The organism is Winogradskyella sp. MH6 (assembly GCF_022810765.1).
Taxonomy (GTDB): Bacteria; Bacteroidota; Bacteroidia; order Flavobacteriales; family Flavobacteriaceae; genus Winogradskyella.
This window is the reverse complement of sequence record NZ_CP094494.1, coordinates 388,861-410,792: the sequence shown is the minus strand read 5'-3', so window position 1 is coordinate 410,792 and position 21,932 is coordinate 388,861. Positions and strand designations below refer to the sequence as shown.

The following is a 21,932-nucleotide window of genomic DNA, read 5'->3' as shown; positions in this document are numbered from 1 at the left end:
TGTCTGAGTTAATTGATATTTAACACTAAAACTATTAACTCATTTTATTCATCTAAAGTGTATTTTAGAGGAGTGTTAGAATTTTTCCCAGATACTCTTATATATCCTTGCATCTCTTGGTGTAATGCAGAACAGAAATCTGTACAATAGAAAGGCCATACACCTTCGCGTTTAGGCTCCCAAACAATTGTTTTGGTTTGACCTGGCATTACTAGAATTTCAGAAGTATTAGCGCCAATCATTGAGAAACCATGCGGTACATCAAAATCTTGTTCTAGATTTGTTAGATGGAAGTACACTTTATCTCCAACTTTTATACCTTCAATATTGTCAGGTGCAAAGTGGCTGCGTATCATAGTCATGTTGATATGAACTTCGTTACCATTTCTAGTAACTTTTGCATCTGCTTCACTTTTAGCTACGTAAGGATGTTCGTTTTCAGCCAATTCATAGTACTTTTTACTTTTTTCCTTTATGATGTCAGCTCTAATACCAGCAGCGTAATGAGGTTCTCCATGAGTAGGGAAGTCTAATAAGAGTTCCATTTTGTCACCAGATATGTCGTACAGTTGAGCAGAGTGCTCTAACTCAGGACCAGTTGGTAAGTAACGGTCTTTTGTAATCTTATTCATGGCAATTAAATATTTACCAAAAGGCTTACGAGAGTTTCCTCCAGGTATCATTAGATGGCCTACAGAATAGAATGTTGGTTGTCTGTCTAAAATTTCCCAAGTACCTAATTTCCACTTAACCACTTCAGATGAAATAAAGAAAGTCGTATAAGCATTTCCTTTGCCGTCAAACTCTGTGTGTAAAGGCCCTAGTCCTGGCTGTTGTACAACACCTGCTAGAGTATTTTCATAGCTTAAAATAGGTATTCCATAAGCATCACCTTCGTAATCTTTATTGGCAATTGCGGTTTGGATTTTATCAAAATCGTAAACGCTCAAATCTGTAGACAATTTACCACTACCTACAATATACTGTCCTGTTGGGTCAACATCACAACCGTGAGGAGACTTAGGTATTGGGATATAAAAAACAGAACCTTCTACATCTCTTGGGTCAACCGAAATAACACCTTCTTTTATAGTAGATGTTGCAGTATGTGTCTTTTCGTCATATATGTTATGTGCATATTTTCCATCAACTTTGGTTCCTCCACCGTTTTTTACATATTCTACAATTTTTTTCCAGTTAATTGCAGCAATGAAATCCTTATCATTTTGTGATGCATTTACCTCTAATAGAGTGTTTGCTTCTTCTGTGTTATAACTTGTAAAGAAGAACCAACCATGAGATTTTCCACGTCCAGGGTGGGAGAGGTCATAGTTAAAGCCAGGCATGTTTAATTGAAAATCTAAGTTAAGCCTACCGTTATCAGCAATGCTTACAAAAGATAATGGGCCTTTGAATTTCCCTTTCATCTCATTAATTGGCATATCTTTTTGTGGGTTTGGTACAGCAAATCGAGTACCAGCAACTATATATTCTGTGTTTTCCGTAATAAATGAAGAAGCGTGGTTACCTGCGCTATTTGGTATCTCAATGATTTCTTCAGTTTCAAATGTTGCTAAACTCACTCTTGCAATACGAGGAGTATTGTTTTCATTGATAAAAATCCATCTGCCATCTAACTCTCCATTGGTTTGAGAAATGTCTGGATGGTGAGAATCTCCCCATGGAACAAATCCAAACGAAGTATTTAACATAGGTTTTGTTTCTTCAGAGTATCCATATCCAGAAGTAGGAAATTGAGAAAATACAGGAATTTCTTTTAGCATTCGTCCACTTGGTATGCCATATACTGTAATGTTTCCACTATAGCCACCAGACATAAAGCCGTAATACTCATCGTGTTCGCCAGGTGCTACATAAACTTTCTCAGCCTTGCTAGAAGTCATAGCACTTGAGTTTTTTGTATTGTTGTTATTGCCACAATTGACTAAAAAAGCCGAGACAGCAATAGCTAATACGTATTTGCTTAGTTTGTTCATTTTTAATGATTTATTTAGTTAATAGTTTTAGTTTTTTGGAAGAATAACGTCTTCAACAATATGTACCCAACCGTTACTCACGTTGACTGTTGCAATAATTTTGGTGCCGCCAACGTATAAGTCACCATCTTGCTGTGTAACCTCTACATATTCTCCAGAGGCCATGTAAAGTTTTCGATTTTTTTCAGCGTTCTTTTTCAGCATCTCAACAGGAAAATTACTTGGAGCTACATGGTTTGTTAGTATTAAGGCTAATTTGCCTTTGTTTTCCGGTTTTAGAAGATCGTTTAAGGTAGCTTCGTCAATTTTAGAAAATGCTGTATTATTAGGTGCAAAAACCGTTAAAGGCCCAACATTGACTAGTGCATTTTCTACGCCAGCAGCTTGTACAGCGGTAACCAATGTTGTATGGTCTTCTGATTGCATTGCCAATTGTAGTGCATTTGGTGTACCTCCTTCATCTTTTATAAAGGCCTGTCCGGTTTTTTCGTTAGATGTGTCATTGGTTGTGGTTTGGGCATTGTCTTCAGATGACTTTGCTGAATTATTACATGCTATAAAGCATCCCAAAAAAGCAAAGAGTAATAGTGATTTGATTAGTGTTTTCATGGTTATAACATTTAATTAAACGAGAAGTTTAGAGTGTTCTAAAATATTCAAGGACAGCTCTAGCTTCATCTTTGGTTAAATTTTGATTAGCCATAGGTGATCCATTAAACTCAATTAATAAGTCCTTTGCTAAAGGATCTTCTTTTACCATTTTTTCAGGTGCTAGAATCATGTTCATTATCCATTCAGGTGAGCGTCGTGATAATATACCTTTTGGGGCAGGTCCAATATGTTTTTTGTCTGGTTTATGACATGCTGTACACATTTTTTCATATATTATTTTTCCGTTGGCAGCCATTTCATGGTCCACTACAAGTGCTAAATCTACTTTAGAAACTGGCCCAACACCTTTATTAGTTAATTCAACTCTTTTTGATGCTGGTTCTTTTTTTTCTGTTTTTTCAGGTGTTTTTTTAGCATAAGGATCTTCCTTTTTTTTAGTGTCACCTCCACAATTGAAAAGAAATAGCGTTAAAGCTAAAATGCAAATTTTTGATATTGTTTTCATAAGATTTAAATTAAATTAGAGCAAATTTAGCAAGGATAGAATCGATATTTTATGATAAAAATCATATTTAAGATAAAAATGTCTTTTTTATTTTAGCTTCTAAATTTATATTACTATGTTTTCTAATACAGCTAAGTATGCTATAAAAGCTTGTCTTTTTCTTGCGGTTAATTCTAGTGAGGTAAATAAGTTAGTCATAAAAGATATAGCGGAACCAATCAATGTACCATCAGCATATATTGCCAAAATTTTACAAGCTCTTTCCAAAAAAGATATTATATCTTCAACTCGAGGTCCCAAAGGAGGGTTCTATTTAACAAAAAATCAGTTTCAAACTAATGTCATGCAAATTATAGAAGCGGTTGATGGTGAAGAGCGGTTAAACTCTTGCTTATTGAGTCTTGAGAAATGTAATAGTGATAATCCATGTTCGTTACATCATTTGGTCTATGAAGAAAAACATAAGATTAAACAAAGGTTAGAACATACGACTCTTGAAGATTTAAGGAAACACATAGCAAGTGGAAAGTCCATACTACCGCTTTGATATTGTCGTTTCCATCTTGTAATTTATAGAATCCATTAGTAATACACCTTAATTATATGTTATCTGCGTTGTACAACTATAGATACATGTTATTACTGTAATGCTTAAAACAACTATAAGAATATGATGCATTTTTTTGTTTTCACAATGATGACTTTTGTTCAAAGTTCAGTTAACTGATTAAATTTATTGATTTCTTGTAATAATTGGTTCGATATTTTTTCTGTACGCTCTACTAAGCAAAGAGTTAACAGTAATGTTAGCTCTTTTTTTATTTTGTTATAATAGGTTTTGCAAGAGAAGTTTGTATTGAGCTCAGTGGAATGAGATTTAGTTCCTCTAAAAGTATGAGAGTTTGAAAACTTCTCATTTAGAAAGTAACTATTCATAAAGATATATCTACAGGTATATTGTGCTTGTTTTTTGCTTTAAATACTTAATTTTAAAACTAGTTTTCACTTCTTATTTTCTTATTGAATTGGTACATAAGGTTAATATAACGCTCAATTTCTGTTTCAAAATCTTTATATAGAGGTTCGTATTTTGGACCAAGATTAGCCGATACCTTTAATAGTGTTTCAGTAGGTGTAAGTCCTTTTTCATAGTCTAGTTTTACCTGCTCACAAACACTCGATAATAATTGAACGTCTCTTAATACGGACGCTGCTGTTGTTACATTTCCATGTCCAGTCAACACAACAGAAGGGTTTAGCTTTGCTACAGTTTGAAGCGTATTGATTAAATTCGAAAGGTTGCTGTAATTGGTAATTATTGGCATCCAATCTGAACTCAATACATCTCCTCCAAAGATAATTTTCTGTTCTGGCAACCACATTAAAACATCGCCTTCAGAGTGGCCATCGTTAGCGAAAATGAACTCAACTTCCAGTCCTCCGAAAGTACGTTTCTGTGGCTCGTGTAACAATAGATTAGGATACTTTAGTTTCGTTGATCCAATTGTGCCATTGGTTACTTTAGCATAAAATGCAACATCATCTTTTCCATACTTTTTCATTGTTTCAAAGGCTTGGTTGCTAGCAATAATTTCTGCATCAGCAAATGCTGCATTACCTAACCAATGGTCTGCATGACTGTGCGAATTAATCACCCAGCGAACAGGTTGGTTTGTAATAGACTTGATGGTACTCTTAATTTTATTTCCAATTAACTCAGAAGAACCCGTGTCAAAAAGCAACACTCCTTTACCAGTAACTATAAAATGAACATTAGAATTCCAGCCTTTGTTCTCAGGAGTGGGTAATCCAATGGATGGAGAAACAATGCTGTAAACATTTTCTGAAACATTGGTAACTGTAAAGTTATCAGCTGGCTCAGAACATTTGCCAATAAATATAGCCAAACTTAAAACGCAAATTAGTTTTGTTTTATAAATCATTGTTAGCACTATTTTTTAAGTGTTTTTAATATTGATTTTGCATTTTCATTATTTGGATTTAGCTCTAGTGATTTTTCATAATTTGCAATAGCGAGCTCAGTATTACCTAAGGTCATATTTGCCTCAGCTAAACTGTCATAAGCATTATACGACTGAGGGTAGAGTAGAGTGTTGAGTTTAAACATTTCTAATGCTTTCTCTTTACCCATTTGTAACCAGTAATACCCAATTCGGTTAACAAGTGCTTCAGGTGGTTTTACATTCCATGAAAGTCGATTAGAAAGCTTCTCAAAGTGCTGAGTTAGCTGTTCTGTGCTCAATATGTTTCGATAGTATACTCCATAGCCTTCAAAAATTGCAGATATGCCATTGTAAAAAGCTAAAATGGGCACGGAGCCATGATTTTCATTTTCAAAATATTCTAGTTTAGCAGGAAAAATTCCTTCACATTTACTATTCAATGATTCATAAAATCTTACATGTCTATCACGATTTCTGATATTCCTTTTTCCCCAATTGGCCGTAGCGATGTAAATAAATCTTTTAAAAGACTGTTCTGTTAATGAATCTAATTTACTGTCCATGGTTTCTGAATCCCATGTTCCAAAACTTGGGTCAACTGCAATAAAGGCGTTAAAAAGTGTGTACTCCTTCATATAAGTGTACGTAGCGAGTAATCCACCAAGAGAATGTCCAAAAAGTATACGATAGGGTTCGGTTCTGTATTTTTTGTCTAGATTAGGAATGAGTTCCTTTTCTAAAAAACTTAGGAATTTTTCCCCTCCACCAGTATCGTTTTTCCTTTTGGTAATAATTTTATCAGGTGTGAAATCTCTTCGTCTATTAACATTTTGAATAGCCACCACAATCATTTCTGGAATTTGTAGATTGCCGTTATGCCCAGCGCTCATATAATCTACCATCCCTGTTATGGATTGGAAATGAATGTTTCCATCTAATACTATTAATATAGGATACCTCTTGTATGATGCACCTTCCTCGTAATAGGATTCCGGAAGATTTACCCAAAATTCTCTATTCTCATTTAAGACATTTGAAAACAGTTGGTCTTTAAAACCTATGCTAATTTGGTTGTTTTCTTGAGCATAGTTTGCACTGATAGCCGAAATCAAGCAGAATAGTATTACAGTAAATTTTTTCATGATATTGTAGTATTATTAATAAAATTATCTATTATCATGCGCCTATTGCGGAGGTGGAGGAGGTAATTCCCTGTCTATATCCACAGCCATGTTGTTTCTCAATTTGTTCAAATTCGCTTCTATGTAGTTTATGTTTTTATAACCTGTTTTTTTGGCTAGTTCATACGCCTTTTCGTAAATGGCTAATGCTTCATTTTTACGTCCGGCCATAATCAAAGCTTCAGCATAGCTATCGTATGTGTTTACTGACTGAGGATAATAAATCATGGCTAACTCAAAAATACCGAGAGCATCGTTCACTTTATCTTCACGCAGTAGATTGTATCCTTCAGCATTCAAATAAAATTCTTCGGGCTTGTAGGTTTCCCCAATTAATTGACTGTATTGTTCATAGTGTTTGATTGCAGCTTTCACATAGCTCTCCTTTAAAGTGTTGGACTCGAAGGATTGCATTAGTACATTAACCGCTGAAAGGTCTATTTCATTCTGTACTGGTTCTTTTGAAAAGTTTAAATGCTTGTAAATTTTTAATACACCAGTAGATTCTAAAATACCAGTCATTTCTTCCTTATTCAAAGAAATTCGAATTGTTGAATTTAGATTTCTTAATGAGTCATACTGGGTCAGTATCAATTCATTTTCTTCAATTACTGCGTCTGTAATATTCATACAATCTTGTGCATGAGGAGAATAAAATGAGAGACTCACTTTAGGTTTCCCATCCATGTTTTCAATTTTCATGATTTGGCCTAGATAGTCAGAGCCATATGTGCTAGTGCCAAACCATCTACCGGTAATATTGGCAAGCTCAATTTTTTCGCCCTTGGCAAGTACAGGAATTGTATAGGTTGGATCGGGCTTTTCGAAATTGAGGTAATCATCTGCTTTTTGTATAGCATTTACTACTTTCCAACTTGCATTTTGAATCAGTTGAGCGTCCTCAGTATTGAGATCGACCAATTGCTCTTGATTGGAAGAAGGTTCGCCACTATTGGATAATCGATGTCCTGTGAGCGTTCCTGATAATCCTATCGGATCTTCGCCAAGCAATGTTCCATAAAGTGTTGAGGCTATTAAATAAGAGCCAGCAGTAGATGGGTGATTACCATCATTGGCATATAGGTTAATATTGGGGTTAGATCGAACATGGTCCCACACCAAACCAACAGGTGCCACAATTGCATCTAGCTCCTTAGCAATAGAGGCATAAGCATGCGATAAAATTGCTTGCTCATTTGGCCGATCTTTAACCGACCAGGTCATCATGAATACAGTTTTAGATCCAGCTTTTTTTACTTCAGCATCAAACTTTCGAGCGTATTCAAAGAACTTGTTTGTTTGCCCGAAAAAGATGTCTTTATCGATCATAACAGCCATTCCGAGTTTGCTTTGTTCTTGTAGCACAACGTAATCCCATTTACCAGATTGAATAGCTTCTAACGCTCTGTTGTCCTTCCAATGATGGGCCAAGGTCATGCCACCATCACTAATCAACTTTGTTTCTACAACTTTTTCTGGATGCTTTTCCTGTATTAATGCTTTTAGCAATTCAGGGGAGCTATTGAAATAGGTATAACTGTTTCCAATAAATAAAATACGTATGGCATCTGTATTGGTAGAATGAGAGCACGAAAATGCTACAACTATCAACAGTAGCAGACTGAAATGTTTTTTTAAATAATTCATTTAGATGGGTTCAGGTTTGAAAATTGTATGCGCATATAAAATTAATAATTGTTCTTTCGAGAATCTTTATAAAGCCATAATAGATTGATAATTTTCCATTGCCCATTAACTTTTGCTAAGTGTAAATATTCAACCCAGTTATCTGATACTAGTTTTACAGAAGCGGCTTTTTGGTATGCATCTAATATTGTCACATGATTTTTAGGATTTGTTGGGAATTTTGCTCCAGATTTATTCCAAGATTCAGCAAATTTCAGCATCTGCTCGTGGGTAGTTTCTCTAATAGTTTCCTTTTTCTCTCTAAAATCATATCCGATAGTACGTTTTGCTAGTTGTTGGTGCATTACTTCTTCCATGAGCTTAGGTTTTAACTGTTGCAACGCGATTAAATAGCCTAGTGCTATCCGCTTTATTTCAGTGGAGTCCTCCTTTGAAATAGGAGAGGCCATCTTAGTGTAAACATTAGAGAAATCAATTCTTTCATTGAGTAAGTTGTTGTCAACGTCATATACTGCTCTACCAGTTTGATTTCCTTTGGCATCGTATTTTTTTTCTCCAATGGAAAAACCCCATTGATTTATTGTAAGGTTGTCATCTTTGTCGTGATATTCATATTTAATGTGGTTGCCGTTTTCATCATACGTATCATGATAAGAGGCTACACCTGAAGCATTTTCAACAGGTTTTAGATTTTTGTCTAGGTTGTAATTGGCTTTAGGAAATCCTTTTTTGTTATATACAATTCCGGTAGTACCAAACTCAAAGTAAGGTGAAATATTAACTGTTGAACCTTCTAAGTTATACCGATTTTCAATTACCATTTTTTTGTATTTTTTCCAATGGTATCGGCTTATATTCCAGTTAGAAAGCATAGGGTTGTCTTCTAAGTCGTAAAAATTCAAATCAGTTATAAAACCATTTTTGTTCTTTGTATATACCTCTTTGTAAACACCTCTATCGTTGGTAACATATTTACCGTTTGGATCTTGAAATGTTCGTGTTTCTTGGTTACCATTATATGTAAATACAATTCGGTAAGCACCAAATGTTGTTAGTGGATGTTGGCGTTGTGTATTATAATGATGGTTTTCAATTTCTACGAGCTGCTTTTTGTCGTTATAGATAAAAACATAATGCGAAGTAGAGTCCGCTTCCTGTTGTGATATTGGGTATATTCCCATAAGAGGTACATGTAGAGAAACATGATTGTATCTAATGTGTCTAAAATGTTTTTTGCGCTTTTGATTCTGTGCTTGTAGACCAAAGCAAAAACAAAGAATTACCAGAGATATGATGTGTCTATTCATTTTTTTTGAGTATTTGATGATATGCAAATAAACATTATAGAGTTGCTCTCCAATTTAAAAGTAGATGTACAAGAGGTTTTAGCAAATAGAAAGGGAGTTGTCTGCAAGAAGGGTTTTTGGCTACGTAGATTATGTTTTCATCTACTTCTAATGCTTATTTATCTATTAAAGTAATTGTGTAAAGGAAAATTCTTTAAGTTAGTCGTTTGGTGTAAATTTATTAGATGCTACAAATTAAACGCATATTGAATACGGTTGCGAGTCATGCCATTTTTTGGATACTCTTGTTCTTGTTTTCTGTACTGCCAACTATAAGCTATCAAGAAATGAAGTTGGCCTATACATGTGCTTATGCTACCAAGCTACTGCCACAAATGTTTGTGGCCTATACTATGATATTTGTATTGGTGCCATATATACTTAATAAATGGGGTAAAATACTTTTTGGTTTAGCCACTTTTGCAACATTATATCTCTCTTTTGTACTGTACACTTTTTTGCGCTACTATGGATTTGAAACGATATTTCCAGAATTTTATAAAGTACCCAAAGAAGTAGACTTTTGGTGGCGAGCAACAGACTATTATTATTTTGTACGCAATGTTATTTGGTTTTTTCTACCTGCTGTTTTACTTATGGCTTTACGTAATTACCATCATCAAAAAGAAACTTTAGAATTACGTGAGCAAAAAAGAAGTGCTGAGCTTAATGCGTTAAAAAATCAATTGAATCCTCACTTTTTGTTCAATACTCTTAATAGTTTGTATGCATTGGCAATTAAAAAATCAGATCAAACTCCAGAGGTGATTGCAAAATTATCTGAGATTTTAGATTACATACTTTACCGCTGCAATAGCGAATTTGTAGCACTTAGTGATGAAGTCAAGTTGTTGAGTAACTATATAGCACTAGAGAAAATTAGGTACGGAAAAAGAGTAAACATAAGTTTTGAGAGTAATGTGGATAATAAAATAACAATAGCGCCTTTACTTTTACTTACTTTTTTTGAAAATGCTTTTAAGCATGGAGTGAGTCAGGAAATTAGAGAAGCGAGCATTAAGGCAAGATTAAAAACAGAAGAAAGTGTCATTCATTTTTATATTGAAAACACCATCTCCACCCATGAGTATGATGAGGAAAATCGAGAAGCCATTGGTCTAAGCAATGTTAAAAAACAGTTGGAGTTAATTTATCCTGATAAACATATATTAGAGGTTCGTAAAGATGGCCAAATGTTTAAGGTTAATTTGAAAATTGAGACAAAATGAAGTATAAGTGCGTAATTGTAGATGACGAAGAACTTGCTAGAGAGTTAATAGAGACACATCTTTCTCAACTCGATGAATTTGAGTTGGTGGCATCTTGCGAAAGTGCCTTGGAAGCTACTAAAGTACTGGCTTCAAATTCGATCGATTTATTGTTTCTGGATATTGAAATGCCAGTTCTTAAAGGAACCGATTTTTTAAAAAGCCTCAGCAATATGCCTAAAGTGATTTTTACAACCGCTTACAGAGATTACGCCATAGAAGGGTTTGAGCTTAATGCGGTTGATTATCTGCTAAAACCCATTGTTTTTGAGCGGTTTTTTAAAGCCATTCAAAAATTTTTAGAAAGCGTGCAGCTAAAAACTGAAGAAGCAGAAAAGGATGAAGCATCATTGTCAACAGACTTTGTTTTTGTTCAGGCTAACCGAAAAAACATTAAAATTCAGTTTGATGATGTTTTGTATATAGAGAGTTTAAAGGATTATATAAAAATATATCTTAAGGAAGATAGTGTGATGACTAAATATAGCATTACAGCCTTTAATGAATTATTAGATCATCGCTTCTTAAGAGTTCACAGGTCGTTTATTGTTAATAAGGACGCTATTTCAGCATTTACAAAGCACGATATTGAAATTGGAAAAATTGAGATACCTATTGGCAATAATTATAAGCAACAAGTGATGGAAAGCTTAATTTCTTCTTGAGCAAGATTTAATTTATAAGCTTGAGAAATTTTTAATAGCATCTGCCCATCTCCATTCAGATTTTCCAAAATTACCAGAATCTTCAATGACTTTAATATGCGTTTCGTCAATTATTTGGATGATTATTTTTCCAGACAATTGATCTTCACCAGCAGGAATATCAGCCCAAGAGAGTTCTATTTTGTTGCCCTTTATGGTTCCATGACCAACATGGCACCAATTTTCACCAAAATTAACATCGTTGGTTTTTTGATTCATACCTAACCAAAATACACGGTTGTTTACAACGTTTATCCAAAACGGATTGTTGCCAGCAGATTGCCAAAAGCCAGGTTTGATTGATGAATTTGAATTTTGCATAAGTAACTATTAAATTCGGTTAAAGTAACAATTGCAGGTTCTGAAGTGTCTAATTTAGTAAAAAAAGAGCTGTTGTATTTTTAAAACAGAAAATCATAGTAATTAGTAAAAATCTAATCCTTATCGATTTTAATTTTCAAGACTATTGTTAATTAGAATGACTAAAATCATACTAAATTTGGATTATGATTACTACATTTAGTTTATGAAAAATATATTATTACTTACCGACTTTTCAGATAATTCTATTAATGCCTTACACTATGCTTTAAAGTTGTTTAGTGGAGCTAGCAACAATTTTTTTGTGTTGTATGTAGAAGCTGCTAATACGTTTTTGACAGATGATTTAATGGTGGCTGGAAATAAAAGTATCTATGATTCACTAGTGAAAAAACCAAAAAACAGATTGAAAAACATCGTCGCTGAATTAGAAGAAGTATCTAAGGATGAAAATTTCAACTTTGAGATGCTTATAGATCATGATGTGTTTGCAGATTCTGTAAATCAAGTTGTAGCATCAAAGGAGATTGACTTAATTGTTATGGGAACCAACGGAGTTACAGGTGCAAAAGAAGTGCTATTTGGAAGTAATACAATCAACGTTATACGAAAGGTAACTTGCCCAACTCTGGTAATTCCAGAAGACTTTACATACACATCACCAAAGGAGATACTATTACCACTAGATCTTAATGATTCAATTGGAGGAGAAGCTTTTTCAAATTTGTTGACATTTGCGAATACATATTCTGAAAAATTACACCTTCTGAGAATAAAGCCTAATAATGAAGTTTCACCAGAGGAACATAGCGATACTGAGCATATTGAAAAACACCTAAAAGATATCAATTATGAATATCATGTTGTAAGTGATACACCAATGGACCATGTGGTGAATTCTTATACACAGACGCATAATATAGATGCGATTGCCTTATTGGTGCAGAAAGAAAGCCTTTTTGAGAGATTCTTTACAGGTTCGTCAACGACTGAGATTAGTAAGAAACTTAAAGTGCCGTTACTTGTGTTTCATGTGTAAATCATTATTCTATACAAATAGAATTAGTTGATTAGCTTGTTTCCTTTTCAGTGCTTAGTGCAATTGGGTTTATTAACTGCTCAACTTCTAGAGTTTCAATGATTAAATTAATGTAATCATTTACAGTTTTGTCTATAGATTGAGGGTCTACAATGTTTATTGAGCCTTTCCAGAGTAGTTCACTTTCTTTTGTTGGGCAAATACAAAATATTGAAGTTTCTGCATGGTAAACCGTGTATTCTTCATAATATTCAGGATTGTAGAAACTGTCCTGATATCTTAAATAATCTTCTTTAAATTTTATAATGGTTTCATCGTACACATCAAAGTTTTTGGTATATGCTATTTTATCTTCAGAGCCTACTACTTTTGAGAAGATGATGGTGTCAAAACCATCTTGTGAAAGCTGTTGTTCTAGAGAATCTAATTCATTTGTAGTAAGCTTTTCGGTTTTAAAGGATTTAGGAAAAACTTCAAAACTAGTATAAGCATCTGTACCTCGCATAAGAAACTCGTCCTTAAGCTTAGTCTCAAATTTTTGTTTGGCTTCTATATTAGAAGTGAGTCCAACAACCAAAACTTTAGAAGGAGCATAGGTTTCTATATCCGGATTTTTCCAGCTGTCTGTTAACTGTGTTGAGGTACAGCTGCTTACAAGAGCTATTAAAATTAGAATTATCAGCTTTTTCATAATAAGGTTATTCCTTTTCTAATAAGTAATTTTGTTTACTTTCTTTCATTACTGCTTTTATAAACTTAAAGAACTTAGCCTTAAGAACTCTGTATCGTTTTCTAAATTCATCAACAAGTTCTGTAAGATTACGGTGTTCATTTTTATATGCTGTTTCTTCCTCTATCTGGTCTATACCGTCTACCATTATAGATAATTTTTTTTCATGTTTTTTAACAGCATTAAGTAATGTCTGTGTTTGATCTACAATTTTTGTTAGTTTATCAATGAGTCTTTTACTTTCATCAAAGTGATTGTTGTCTATAATCTGAAGTGTATAAGAACGAATTAAGTCTTCAAAAAACCATTGTTCTTCTTTACAAAACTCTAATTCTGAAAGCCATTTTTTGGATTCGAAGTGCATTTCGTCTGCACTCAGCCATTCGGTATGTTTGGCATTGGTATGTATTGTTTTCATGATTCATAAAATTTAAATCGGCAGAGTGTATGGTCTTAAACGTACACTCTGCCTTAATTAAGAGATTTTAGATAACTTCAACCTTTTTAGGTTGTTTTGCTTTAGCCTCTTCTTTTTTTAGAAGATTTAGTTTAAGGATGCCATTTTTATAGGTAGCCTTAACTTCTTGATCTGTATTAACAGATTTAGGTAGGGTCATAGATCTTTTAAATGAGTTGTAGCTAAACTCTTTACGAGTAAAGTCTTCTTCTTTTTCTTCAGCTTCATGTTTTTTCTCACCACATACGTTAAGAATATTATCGTCTATAGTTACCTCAAAATCTTTTTTGTTGAAACCAGGAGCTGCAAACTCTATTTCAAAATCATCATCATGTTCTTTAACATTCATAGCTGGCATTAAGCTATCTTCTTCAAAAAAGTCGTTGTTAAAGAAATCATCGCTGCTTAAAAAATTTTTTAAGCCCTCATTTGTCCAACTTGGGAACAAGCGTTGTCTGTTGTTAAATTTAATTAGTGACATAGCTCTAAATTTTTAGTGTTAAACTTCGATTTTACTGTCTCTAATTTACTGATCTAAAGATGGTTTTGAAATGATTTTGATCAGTTTGAAGCAAGTTGTTCAAAATTAAATAATGAGTTTTTCTACATCAGTCAATTGAGGGATTTTTACACGCCAACCATAAGTGTTTTCAATTTTAGATCTAAAGGCATCTAAGGCTGTTGGCTCGCCATGAATGAGATAGACCATTTCGGGAATGTTTTTAATGGTTTTCATCCAATTGAGTAAATCCTCTTGATCTCCATGTGCAGAAAGACTTTCGATACTTTTTATAGTGGCTTTTATAGGATAATATTTTCCGAAAAATCGAATTTCGTGCACACCTTCTTTTAGTTGTCGTCCTCGTGTACCTTCGGCTTGGTAACCAACCAAAAGCACAGTAGTTGAAGGTTCATCTATAAGTTGTTGCAAGTAAGTGAGAACGCGTCCTCCTGTAACCATTCCGCTACCAGCAATAACTATTTTTGGGCGCTTGTCATCTATGGTTTCCCAGGTTTCTCTGTAAGATTGTACAATGTTTACATGATTGCACATGGCATGATAATCTTCGGTTGAAAGTCTGTGCCATTTAGGAAAACGTTTAAAGACCTCAAGAACGTTGTTTCCCATAGGGCTATCTATAAAAATAGGAATGTTGGGAATTCTACGTTGTTTGTACAATTGCCATAAAATATACATCAGTGTTTGTAAACGCTCTACTGCAAAACTCGGTATGATGAGATTCCCTTTTTTCTGAATCGTTTCTTTGATGATATCTTCTAAAATGGTTTCTACATCTTCTTCTGGATGTAGTTTGTTGCCATAGGTACTTTCAATAAACAGATAATCTGCCCATTCAGGTGTTTTTGGGTTATTAAGTAAATAATCGTTGGTTCTTCCTATATCTCCAGAGAATACAAAACGTTTACCATCAATATCTAATTCTATAAATATGGCACCAATAATATGACCATTATATTGAAAGCGATATGAGATGTTTTCGGATAAATAGATCCATTTATCATCTACTTCTGTATGAAATAATTTAATGGTTTCTTCTGCTTCTTCAACGGTATAAAACGGTAAAGCAGGATGGTGCTTGGTGTACTTTTCTTTGTTGGCTTTTTCGGCTTCTTCTTCGTGAATTTTGGCGCTGTCTTTTAGAATAATTCCGGCAATGGCCAATGTTGGTGCTGTACCCACAATTTTGCCTCTAAAGCCTTGTTTTAAAAGTCTTGGTAGATAACCTACGTGGTCTAGATGACCATGCGTTAAAAGTACAATGTCTATAGATTTAACATCCACAGGAAGATTAGACCAGTTAAGTTCTCTCAACGTTTTTAAACCTTGAAACATACCACAGTCTATTAAAATGTTTTGCTCAGAGGTTTCTATTAAAAACTTTGAACCAGTAACTACACCAGAGGCACCTAAAAAATTAACCTTTACAAACTTTTCCATGACTATTCACTTTTAATGGTACAGAGTTCTGAGATTTCGTTTAGTATTTTTTCTTTTCTGGCATCAGAAATTCCCAAATGATCTAGATAGAATTTATCGTGTATCAGCTCTCTGCATAAAACCACATTTCTGCTTAATAAAAATTGTTTTTCTCTGTTAGATAGTAAGGTTGAAACGGTAATTGGATATAGTCCCAAACGGTCAATTCGGTCTTTTAATCCGTTGTTTTCAGGATAATCCCAACTTAGTAAAAACAGTCCACAACACTTGCTGTATTGAATGGCATCTTCTGTAAATCTGGTATTAGTTACTACCCAAGCTTTTGTTAAGGTTGTTCCGTTTTTAGGATTTGCATTCCAATGTGCTTTTACATCTTGATAGCGCGAGTTGATATATAGTGGCACTTTTACATTACAGTTAATACCTTGCTCACCATGAAATTTACACTCAATAATTGTAGTTTCATTGCCTTTATGCGCTACAACATCAATCTCATGAGTGACGCATTTGCCTTGTAAAACTTCTCCAATTTTCACATTATAACCAGAGTACTTTAAAACGGCTCCGACAAAACGCTCAAACGGAAATCCTGTTGGACCTAATTCATAGATGGCTTTTTTGAGTTTGTATTTAGAAGCAAAATGACTTTTCTTTTTCTTTAGTAAGGCAAATGCTCTATTGTAAATTTCCTTGGTAGAAATACCTTGATACAACTCATCTCTAACCTTATCTATGATTTGGTCTATGGTTTCTCTATCTGCTCCAGTTCGTTTTAAGGATGAGCGCAATTTATTAAGTGAAAATTTTACTTTATCACCTGATGATTTGGTTATTATGATGCCATCGTTTTGCATTTCAATTCAATTAAAAAAATGCTGCCTAAAACATTTTTGGTCTAGGTAATTTCTAAAACTTAATTTCTAAGATCGTGCATCGCTAGTATTGGAACATTTAAGTGAAATGAAATTTCCTTAACCAATGGGCTAGTAAGTATGCTGCCAAAAAACTTATGCTTTTTATTGATAAAGGCTACCATATCGCTGTCTCTACTTTCAACAAATACATTTATTGCTGCAATTACTGAATTATGCGATAATGTATGGTGTTTGTATGTTGAGCCTTCTAAGATTTCTTCTAAAAGTGCTTTGTTATCTTTTTGATTACCGTCTAATTCATCTTTTTCCTTAACGTGTAAAACTATAATTGATGCCTCAGATTTTTTAGCAATATCTGTTAGGTAAACCAACTCTCTACGTTTGTATGGTACTTCAAAACCTGTAGGAAAAACAATTTCTTTAGGTAGTTTTATTTCCGCTTCTAGCGGAACTACAATGACTGGACAATTACGCACTTTTTCCATCACATAAATTGCTGTACTACCAAAGGCAGTAGCTCTGGAGTGCGTTTCGCCTTTAGTGCCCATTATTATCATTTCTATATCCTTTTTATCTACAATTTCTTTAATAGCATCAATAGTGTTATTAAACATGGATACAGTTTTGAAATGATGTTTCGGGTTGTTTTTCTTTGTTAGTACTAACTTGTCTAAAACTTTAGCTAATCCATCTTCTGAATCCCATTTTTTAGATTCGTAAATATCACTTCCTGTTTGAGGTTTCATTAAACTCTCTACAAGGTTTCCTGTTGCAGAAAATACATTGAGGATGTAGAAATCGGTCGGCTCATTTTTATAAAGCTTAGTGGCATAATCTATAGCATGCCAAGCATTGTCCGAAAAGTCTGTTGGTAATAATATCTTATGCCTCATGATTGTATGTTTTAAGTTGTCGTTTTTTGAGTCTATCGTTTATTAATCTAAGCAGAAGACGGAATTACAAAAAATGGTATTGTGGCATGGAAACCTATTTTCTTTATCACAGGCTCGTTTATAATGCTCTCTATAAAGCTGTGTTCATAGTTAACCATTACTAAAATCTCTGTATTCAGTTCTTCAATAAAATCCTGTATTGCATTTTCTTTCTTACTATAATCTGGCATCCAGTGGAAGGTATGCGGATAATCTTCTAAATAGGCCTTTAGCATTGCCAAATTATAATCTTGTTGGTGGCTTAGATTTTTTTCTTTATTAATATGTAGTATTCTAATTTTAGAATTATAAAGTTTAGAGAGTTCTTTCAGATGCAATAATTCTTCTCCATAAAACCGATTAAAATCTGTTGGAAATGTAATTTGTTTTGGTTCTTCAAAATCAAATTCATTAGGAACTAAAAGAATAGGGCAAGACTTTACGTGATTAATAATCTTAACGGTATTGCTACCCATAAAAATCTCTTTGGCACCAGTAGCACCTTTTGTTCCCATAACAACGAGGTCTATATTGTATTTGTTTATAGCCATATCAATAGCATTATCCATAGCATCTGCACTAAGTAGAATCTCAAAGTTATGGTTAAGGTTATCATTGGCTCTTTCTGCCATGTCTTTAAGATCTAACAACTCTTGATTTGCATTATCTGCCATATATCTCAATAATTTATTTGAAATATTAGACATTGCAGAAGTTTTCATTTTATAAGAATGTAGAAAATAAAATGTGCATTCTTCTTTCTCATAGAGCTTAAGTGCATATACGGCTGCACACCAGGCATTATCCGAAAAATCCGTTGGTAATAGTATGTTTTTCATGGCGATTAGCTTTAGTCTTTCAGCAAAAGTTACTTTTAACTTTTACGTTTTGAAATGATTATAATCAGTCTTAATTACAGTTGCGATGGGATAACCATAAAAGGCACATTAAGATGAAAACCTATATGTTTTATGTTAGATTTAAAGAATAGATTTTCAAAAAAAGAATGCTTATTGTTAATCATCACTAACAGGTTAATACGTGTTTTTATCTGAAATTCTGTAATTGCTTCTGGTATATTTTTATTTTTAATATTGTGGAATAAATGTGCAATACCTTTAAACTTTGTTTCTAGTTTTTGTCGGTTGCTTTCTTGTCTTTCCGTTAACGTTTCCCCATAGTGCACATGCATAATATTGATACGAATGTTATACAGATTAGCAATATCTATAAGCGGATCTAAGTGCTGGTCGTTAAACTCAATGTCATAATCTGAAGGAAATAACAGTTCGTGTGGTCTTTCAAAATTAAAATCGCTAGGTATAGCAATTACAGGGCACTTAACATTATTAAGTACGTGCATAGTGTTAGATCCGAATAAAACTTCTTTTACGCCAGATGCTCCTTTAGTACCCATAATTATAAGGTCCATTACATTGCCTTCATACAATTCGCTAATCTCACCTGTAAGTGTGTTAAAGGATGAAATGGTTGTAAAATGGTGATTAGGATTAGGAAACTCAGTTTCTATTTTTCCCACTAAATCCTGAAGTTTTTTCTTGCTGGTTTCTTTAACAGCTTCCATAAGCTGAAACTGAGGCTCGCTAGATTGCATAAACTCTACCTGATACATAATGGGAGTATACGTATTCAATAAAATGAAATTACATTTTTCATTTTTATATAGTTGTAATGCATATGTAATGGCATTCCATGCATTATCCGAAAAATCCGTTGGTAATAATATTTTTTTCATGACGATAGATTTTAAAAGTTAATAACGTCTAATGTTTTGCAGTGCCAAAAACGGAATATCAATTCGTAAGGTTATTTCATCTAGTTTAGATTTAAAGAATATGTTTTCAAAAAAGGAGTGTCTTGTGTTAACCATCACTAACATATCTACATTGTTTTTATCTATATAATTGCAAATAGCGTCAGTAATACTAGAATCTTTAACAGTCTTAAAATTAATCTCATTTTTGCACAACTCATCCCTTACAAAGCTCTGGTTGTTTTGCTGTCTCATAGAAAGATTATCGTTGTCAGACACATAGAGCATATCTATAGTAGCTCTGTATGGTGAAGCCAGTTCGCACAGTAATTTTAATTCTCTTCTTTTATACGGAATTAAATAATTGGTAGGGAAGAGGATATGTCTAGGCTGAATGCCAGCATAATGTTCTGGTATGGCCAGTACAGGACTCTGCACGTATCTTAATACTTGAAGCGTGTGGCTACCAAAGGTTAGTTTTTTATTGTTGGTATTACCACGAGTACCCATAACGATAATATCTATATTTTCTTCATCTACAATTTTATCTGCTTCGTCTACAAGCATATTGTTGGCAGAAATAATAGCGTAGCTGTGTCTTGGATTTGGAGAAATCTTTTTAATCTCATCTAAGACTTTCTCTAGGTTAGATTGCGATTTATCTGCAATGCGTTTGGTAACTTTAACCAAAGTTTCCTCTTTAATGAGTTCTTCGTCCTCAAAAATCTCATCTTGGTAAGCATGCATTATAAAAAATCGGCTCTTATCGTATTTAAACAACTCAGATGCATATTTTAATGCATTCATGGCATTAGCGGAAAAGTCTGTTGGAATTAGAATATTTCTCATGATAAATTCATTTTATAGCTTACTAAAGCTAAGGTATTTAGCACCATTTTACAATGATATTTATCATACAATATAATCTGGATGTCTTGTGGAATTTATATGAGAGAAAAAAGAAACAGGAAGCTTAAACTTCCTGTTTCCGAAAAAGTGTTTAATTCTATAATTCACCTCTTATTTTGAAAACCCTAAAAATCCTCTTACAAAAAAGAATTACAAAGGATTACTTTTAATTCAACCAAAGCATTAAACACTTTTTTTATTCATAAATCCTCGACTAATAAATTAAATATGAATGCACTTTTAATAGCATTATAAATGTAATTACTAGGTCTGTTTTCTAAAATGAGGAAAATCAGTTTTGGTAAGAAATAACAATAATGTGTTTACCAAAAAAAGCCAGAGATTGCTCTGGCTTTTTTCGTGATTAATAGCACCTGATATTAAATTACCCTATTTTAATATTAGATATTAAACATAAATAACTTGTTAATATTAGAAAATGATAAATATCAATTTTGGCTAATAAGGTATAATTTGATAGACTATATTTAACAAAAATAGTCCTACTAAAAATAATAGCATATAAATAAGCTGAACCATTTTAACATTGGTTAAAATTAACCACGATACCGTTTTGTTGGGAAAAATAAAGAGCGCTAAACCAGAAAACAAGAATGACCATCCTATTAATGTAATTACCAGTTTATAATTTAATTCCCAAATGTTGTGTAAAATAATAGTGGTTAGTCCTAGCGTAATACAAATAAAAGCAGCCAGAATTAAAAATTTTTCGTCTTTAAGGTTGCTAAATATCTGTTTAATACGTTTTGGATTAAAGCTGAGTATAAAAAAGAAAATGATAAGATACCAGCCCCAAAATTTTGTAAAGAATAGTGAATTTTCCATGGCTTTGTTAATTTTTTTCGTGTAATACTAATAATGGTTTGTCGGTGTGGTAGCTTATTTTTTCAACTTTACTGTGAAAAAATATTTGTTGAAAATAGTTGAGGTTTTTGGCTACCATACAAATAAGATCTATAGTTCTGCTTTCTACAAAACATTGCACAGCATCCTCTACTTTTTTGTTAGTTAGATGATGAAAACTACTTTTAATATCTGTAAAATAGTCTTTGAGCAACGTTATGTTTTCGTCTAGATCTTCGTTTAAATGTTCTTTGTTTTTATTGATATGAAGTATTCTCAGTGATGCTTTAAAGTGCTCAGTTATTTCACTTAAAGGATGCAATACATCAAGATTATATGTTAAGTTTAAATCTGTAGGAAAAGCAATTTCTTTTGGTGGTACAAATTCTGCATTTTCGGGTACAGCAAGTGTGGTGCATTTAACTTTGGTAATAACGTCTGCCGTATTGGTTCCAAGAATAATTTCACTTAAACCAGAAGCGCCTTTGGTTCCCATTACAATAAAATCTATTTGCTTCTCTTTTACAATCTTCCGAATAGAATCAATAAAAAAACCAGTTTCAGTAAGAGCAAAGAATTTGTGTTTGTCTTTGTTTGGGCTTAACTTAGAAATACGTTTTATAAAACTGCGCAATTTTTGTTTTGCAGGTATAGTATAGGTACTTTCTAGATAGTAAGAATCTAATGTTAATGTTTCATCTTGCGGAATAAAGTTGTTTAAGCTATTAACATGTAATACATAAAAGCCGCATTCAATAGAATTAAAAAAATGGATGGCATACTTTATAGCATTCCACGAGTTTTCTGAAAAATCCGTTGGTAAAAGCACATTTTTCATGATATCAAT

At 33.2% G+C, this 21,932-nt stretch carries 23 protein-coding genes; 4 read left to right on the top strand and 19 right to left on the bottom strand.

From position 1 onward, the window contains the following. Window positions 1–44: 44 nt before the first annotated feature. The 3 genes from nosZ to MST30_RS01965 are packed head-to-tail and all read right to left on the bottom strand — an operon-like array spanning window position 45 to window position 3,114. Window positions 45–1,997 carry a Sec-dependent nitrous-oxide reductase gene (gene nosZ / locus MST30_RS01975; RefSeq protein WP_243472738.1) on the bottom strand — a complete coding sequence of 651 codons (1,953 nt, stop codon included), beginning with the start codon at window positions 1,995–1,997 and terminating at the stop codon, window positions 45–47. 27 nt (window positions 1,998–2,024) lie between these two features. Next, window positions 2,025–2,606: a fasciclin domain-containing protein gene (locus MST30_RS01970; protein ID WP_243472737.1), complete on the bottom strand. Its 582-nt coding sequence runs from the start codon at window positions 2,604–2,606 to the stop codon at window positions 2,025–2,027. Between the two features lie 28 nt (window positions 2,607–2,634). After that, window positions 2,635–3,114 carry a c-type cytochrome gene (locus tag MST30_RS01965; RefSeq protein WP_243472736.1) on the bottom strand — a complete coding sequence of 160 codons (480 nt, stop codon included), beginning with the start codon at window positions 3,112–3,114 and terminating at the stop codon, window positions 2,635–2,637. 115 nt (window positions 3,115–3,229) lie between these two features. On the opposite strand from MST30_RS01965, the gene MST30_RS01960 reads away from it, so the two are divergent. Continuing rightward, window positions 3,230–3,661, top strand: coding sequence for an RrF2 family transcriptional regulator (locus MST30_RS01960; protein WP_243472735.1), 432 nt, complete (start codon window positions 3,230–3,232; stop codon window positions 3,659–3,661). A 448-nt stretch (window positions 3,662–4,109) separates the two neighbouring features. Here the strand turns inward: MST30_RS01960 and MST30_RS01955 are convergent, their stop codons facing one another. Genes MST30_RS01955 through MST30_RS01940 form a run of 4 tightly spaced genes read right to left on the bottom strand, consistent with a single transcriptional unit; the run spans window position 4,110 to window position 9,213 of the window. Then, on the bottom strand, window positions 4,110–5,057 hold the full coding sequence (locus tag MST30_RS01955; RefSeq protein WP_243472734.1) for an MBL fold metallo-hydrolase: 948 nt from the start codon (window positions 5,055–5,057) through the stop codon (window positions 4,110–4,112). Window positions 5,058–5,065: 8 nt separating this feature from the next. Further along, window positions 5,066–6,220, bottom strand: coding sequence for an alpha/beta hydrolase-fold protein (locus tag MST30_RS01950; protein WP_243472733.1), 1,155 nt, complete (start codon window positions 6,218–6,220; stop codon window positions 5,066–5,068). A 42-nt stretch (window positions 6,221–6,262) separates the two neighbouring features. Continuing rightward, window positions 6,263–7,906: an SGNH/GDSL hydrolase family protein gene (locus tag MST30_RS01945; protein WP_243472732.1), complete on the bottom strand. Its 1,644-nt coding sequence runs from the start codon at window positions 7,904–7,906 to the stop codon at window positions 6,263–6,265. Between the two features lie 41 nt (window positions 7,907–7,947). Next, window positions 7,948–9,213, bottom strand: coding sequence for a nuclear transport factor 2 family protein (locus tag MST30_RS01940; protein WP_243472731.1), 1,266 nt, complete (start codon window positions 9,211–9,213; stop codon window positions 7,948–7,950). A 224-nt stretch (window positions 9,214–9,437) separates the two neighbouring features. On the opposite strand from MST30_RS01940, the gene MST30_RS01935 reads away from it, so the two are divergent. After that, window positions 9,438–10,481, top strand: a complete 1,044-nt coding sequence (locus tag MST30_RS01935) for a sensor histidine kinase (RefSeq protein WP_243472730.1) — start codon at window positions 9,438–9,440, stop codon at window positions 10,479–10,481. Beyond that, entirely contained in the window at window positions 10,478–11,185 is a 708-nt protein-coding gene (locus tag MST30_RS01930) for a LytR/AlgR family response regulator transcription factor (RefSeq protein ID WP_243472729.1), read from the top strand. The genes MST30_RS01935 and MST30_RS01930 overlap by 4 nt, the downstream gene beginning before the upstream one ends. A 12-nt stretch (window positions 11,186–11,197) precedes the next feature. Here the strand turns inward: MST30_RS01930 and MST30_RS01925 are convergent, their stop codons facing one another. Then, the gene (locus MST30_RS01925; RefSeq protein ID WP_243472728.1) at window positions 11,198–11,545 is read right to left on the bottom strand and encodes a hypothetical protein; all 348 of its coding nucleotides are present in this window, start codon (window positions 11,543–11,545) and stop codon (window positions 11,198–11,200) included. A gap of 205 nt (window positions 11,546–11,750) precedes the next feature. Here MST30_RS01925 and MST30_RS01920 point away from each other — a divergent pair, with 205 nt between their 5' ends. Continuing rightward, the gene (locus MST30_RS01920; RefSeq protein ID WP_243472727.1) at window positions 11,751–12,584 is read left to right on the top strand and encodes a universal stress protein; all 834 of its coding nucleotides are present in this window, start codon (window positions 11,751–11,753) and stop codon (window positions 12,582–12,584) included. Between the two features lie 31 nt (window positions 12,585–12,615). On the opposite strand, the gene MST30_RS01915 is transcribed toward MST30_RS01920, so the two are convergent. The 11 genes from MST30_RS01915 to MST30_RS01865 form a co-directional block, all read right to left on the bottom strand. Then, window positions 12,616–13,275: a hypothetical protein gene (locus MST30_RS01915; protein ID WP_243472726.1), complete on the bottom strand. Its 660-nt coding sequence runs from the start codon at window positions 13,273–13,275 to the stop codon at window positions 12,616–12,618. 7 nt (window positions 13,276–13,282) lie between these two features. Further along, on the bottom strand, window positions 13,283–13,732 hold the full coding sequence (locus tag MST30_RS01910; protein ID WP_243472725.1) for a hypothetical protein: 450 nt from the start codon (window positions 13,730–13,732) through the stop codon (window positions 13,283–13,285). 67 nt (window positions 13,733–13,799) lie between these two features. Then, the gene (locus tag MST30_RS01905) at window positions 13,800–14,252 is read right to left on the bottom strand and encodes an Hsp20/alpha crystallin family protein (protein WP_243472724.1); all 453 of its coding nucleotides are present in this window, start codon (window positions 14,250–14,252) and stop codon (window positions 13,800–13,802) included. A gap of 105 nt (window positions 14,253–14,357) precedes the next feature. After that, window positions 14,358–15,731: an MBL fold metallo-hydrolase RNA specificity domain-containing protein gene (locus tag MST30_RS01900; RefSeq protein WP_243472723.1), complete on the bottom strand. Its 1,374-nt coding sequence runs from the start codon at window positions 15,729–15,731 to the stop codon at window positions 14,358–14,360. A gap of 2 nt (window positions 15,732–15,733) precedes the next feature. After that, window positions 15,734–16,585, bottom strand: coding sequence for an ATP cone domain-containing protein (locus tag MST30_RS01895; RefSeq protein WP_243472722.1), 852 nt, complete (start codon window positions 16,583–16,585; stop codon window positions 15,734–15,736). Window positions 16,586–16,644: 59 nt separating this feature from the next. Continuing rightward, the gene (locus MST30_RS01890; protein WP_243472721.1) at window positions 16,645–17,499 is read right to left on the bottom strand and encodes a universal stress protein; all 855 of its coding nucleotides are present in this window, start codon (window positions 17,497–17,499) and stop codon (window positions 16,645–16,647) included. A 47-nt stretch (window positions 17,500–17,546) separates the two neighbouring features. Then, window positions 17,547–18,377: a universal stress protein gene (locus tag MST30_RS01885; RefSeq protein ID WP_243472720.1), complete on the bottom strand. Its 831-nt coding sequence runs from the start codon at window positions 18,375–18,377 to the stop codon at window positions 17,547–17,549. A 74-nt stretch (window positions 18,378–18,451) separates the two neighbouring features. Next, window positions 18,452–19,294, bottom strand: coding sequence for a universal stress protein (locus tag MST30_RS01880; RefSeq protein WP_243472719.1), 843 nt, complete (start codon window positions 19,292–19,294; stop codon window positions 18,452–18,454). A gap of 18 nt (window positions 19,295–19,312) precedes the next feature. After that, window positions 19,313–20,161 carry a universal stress protein gene (locus tag MST30_RS01875; RefSeq protein WP_243472718.1) on the bottom strand — a complete coding sequence of 283 codons (849 nt, stop codon included), beginning with the start codon at window positions 20,159–20,161 and terminating at the stop codon, window positions 19,313–19,315. A gap of 519 nt (window positions 20,162–20,680) precedes the next feature. Then, complete coding sequence (locus MST30_RS01870) at window positions 20,681–21,067, bottom strand: hypothetical protein (RefSeq protein WP_243472717.1); 387 nt, start codon at window positions 21,065–21,067, stop codon at window positions 20,681–20,683. Between the two features lie 7 nt (window positions 21,068–21,074). Further along, window positions 21,075–21,923 carry a universal stress protein gene (locus tag MST30_RS01865; protein WP_243472716.1) on the bottom strand — a complete coding sequence of 283 codons (849 nt, stop codon included), beginning with the start codon at window positions 21,921–21,923 and terminating at the stop codon, window positions 21,075–21,077. Window positions 21,924–21,932: the final 9 nt, after the last annotated feature.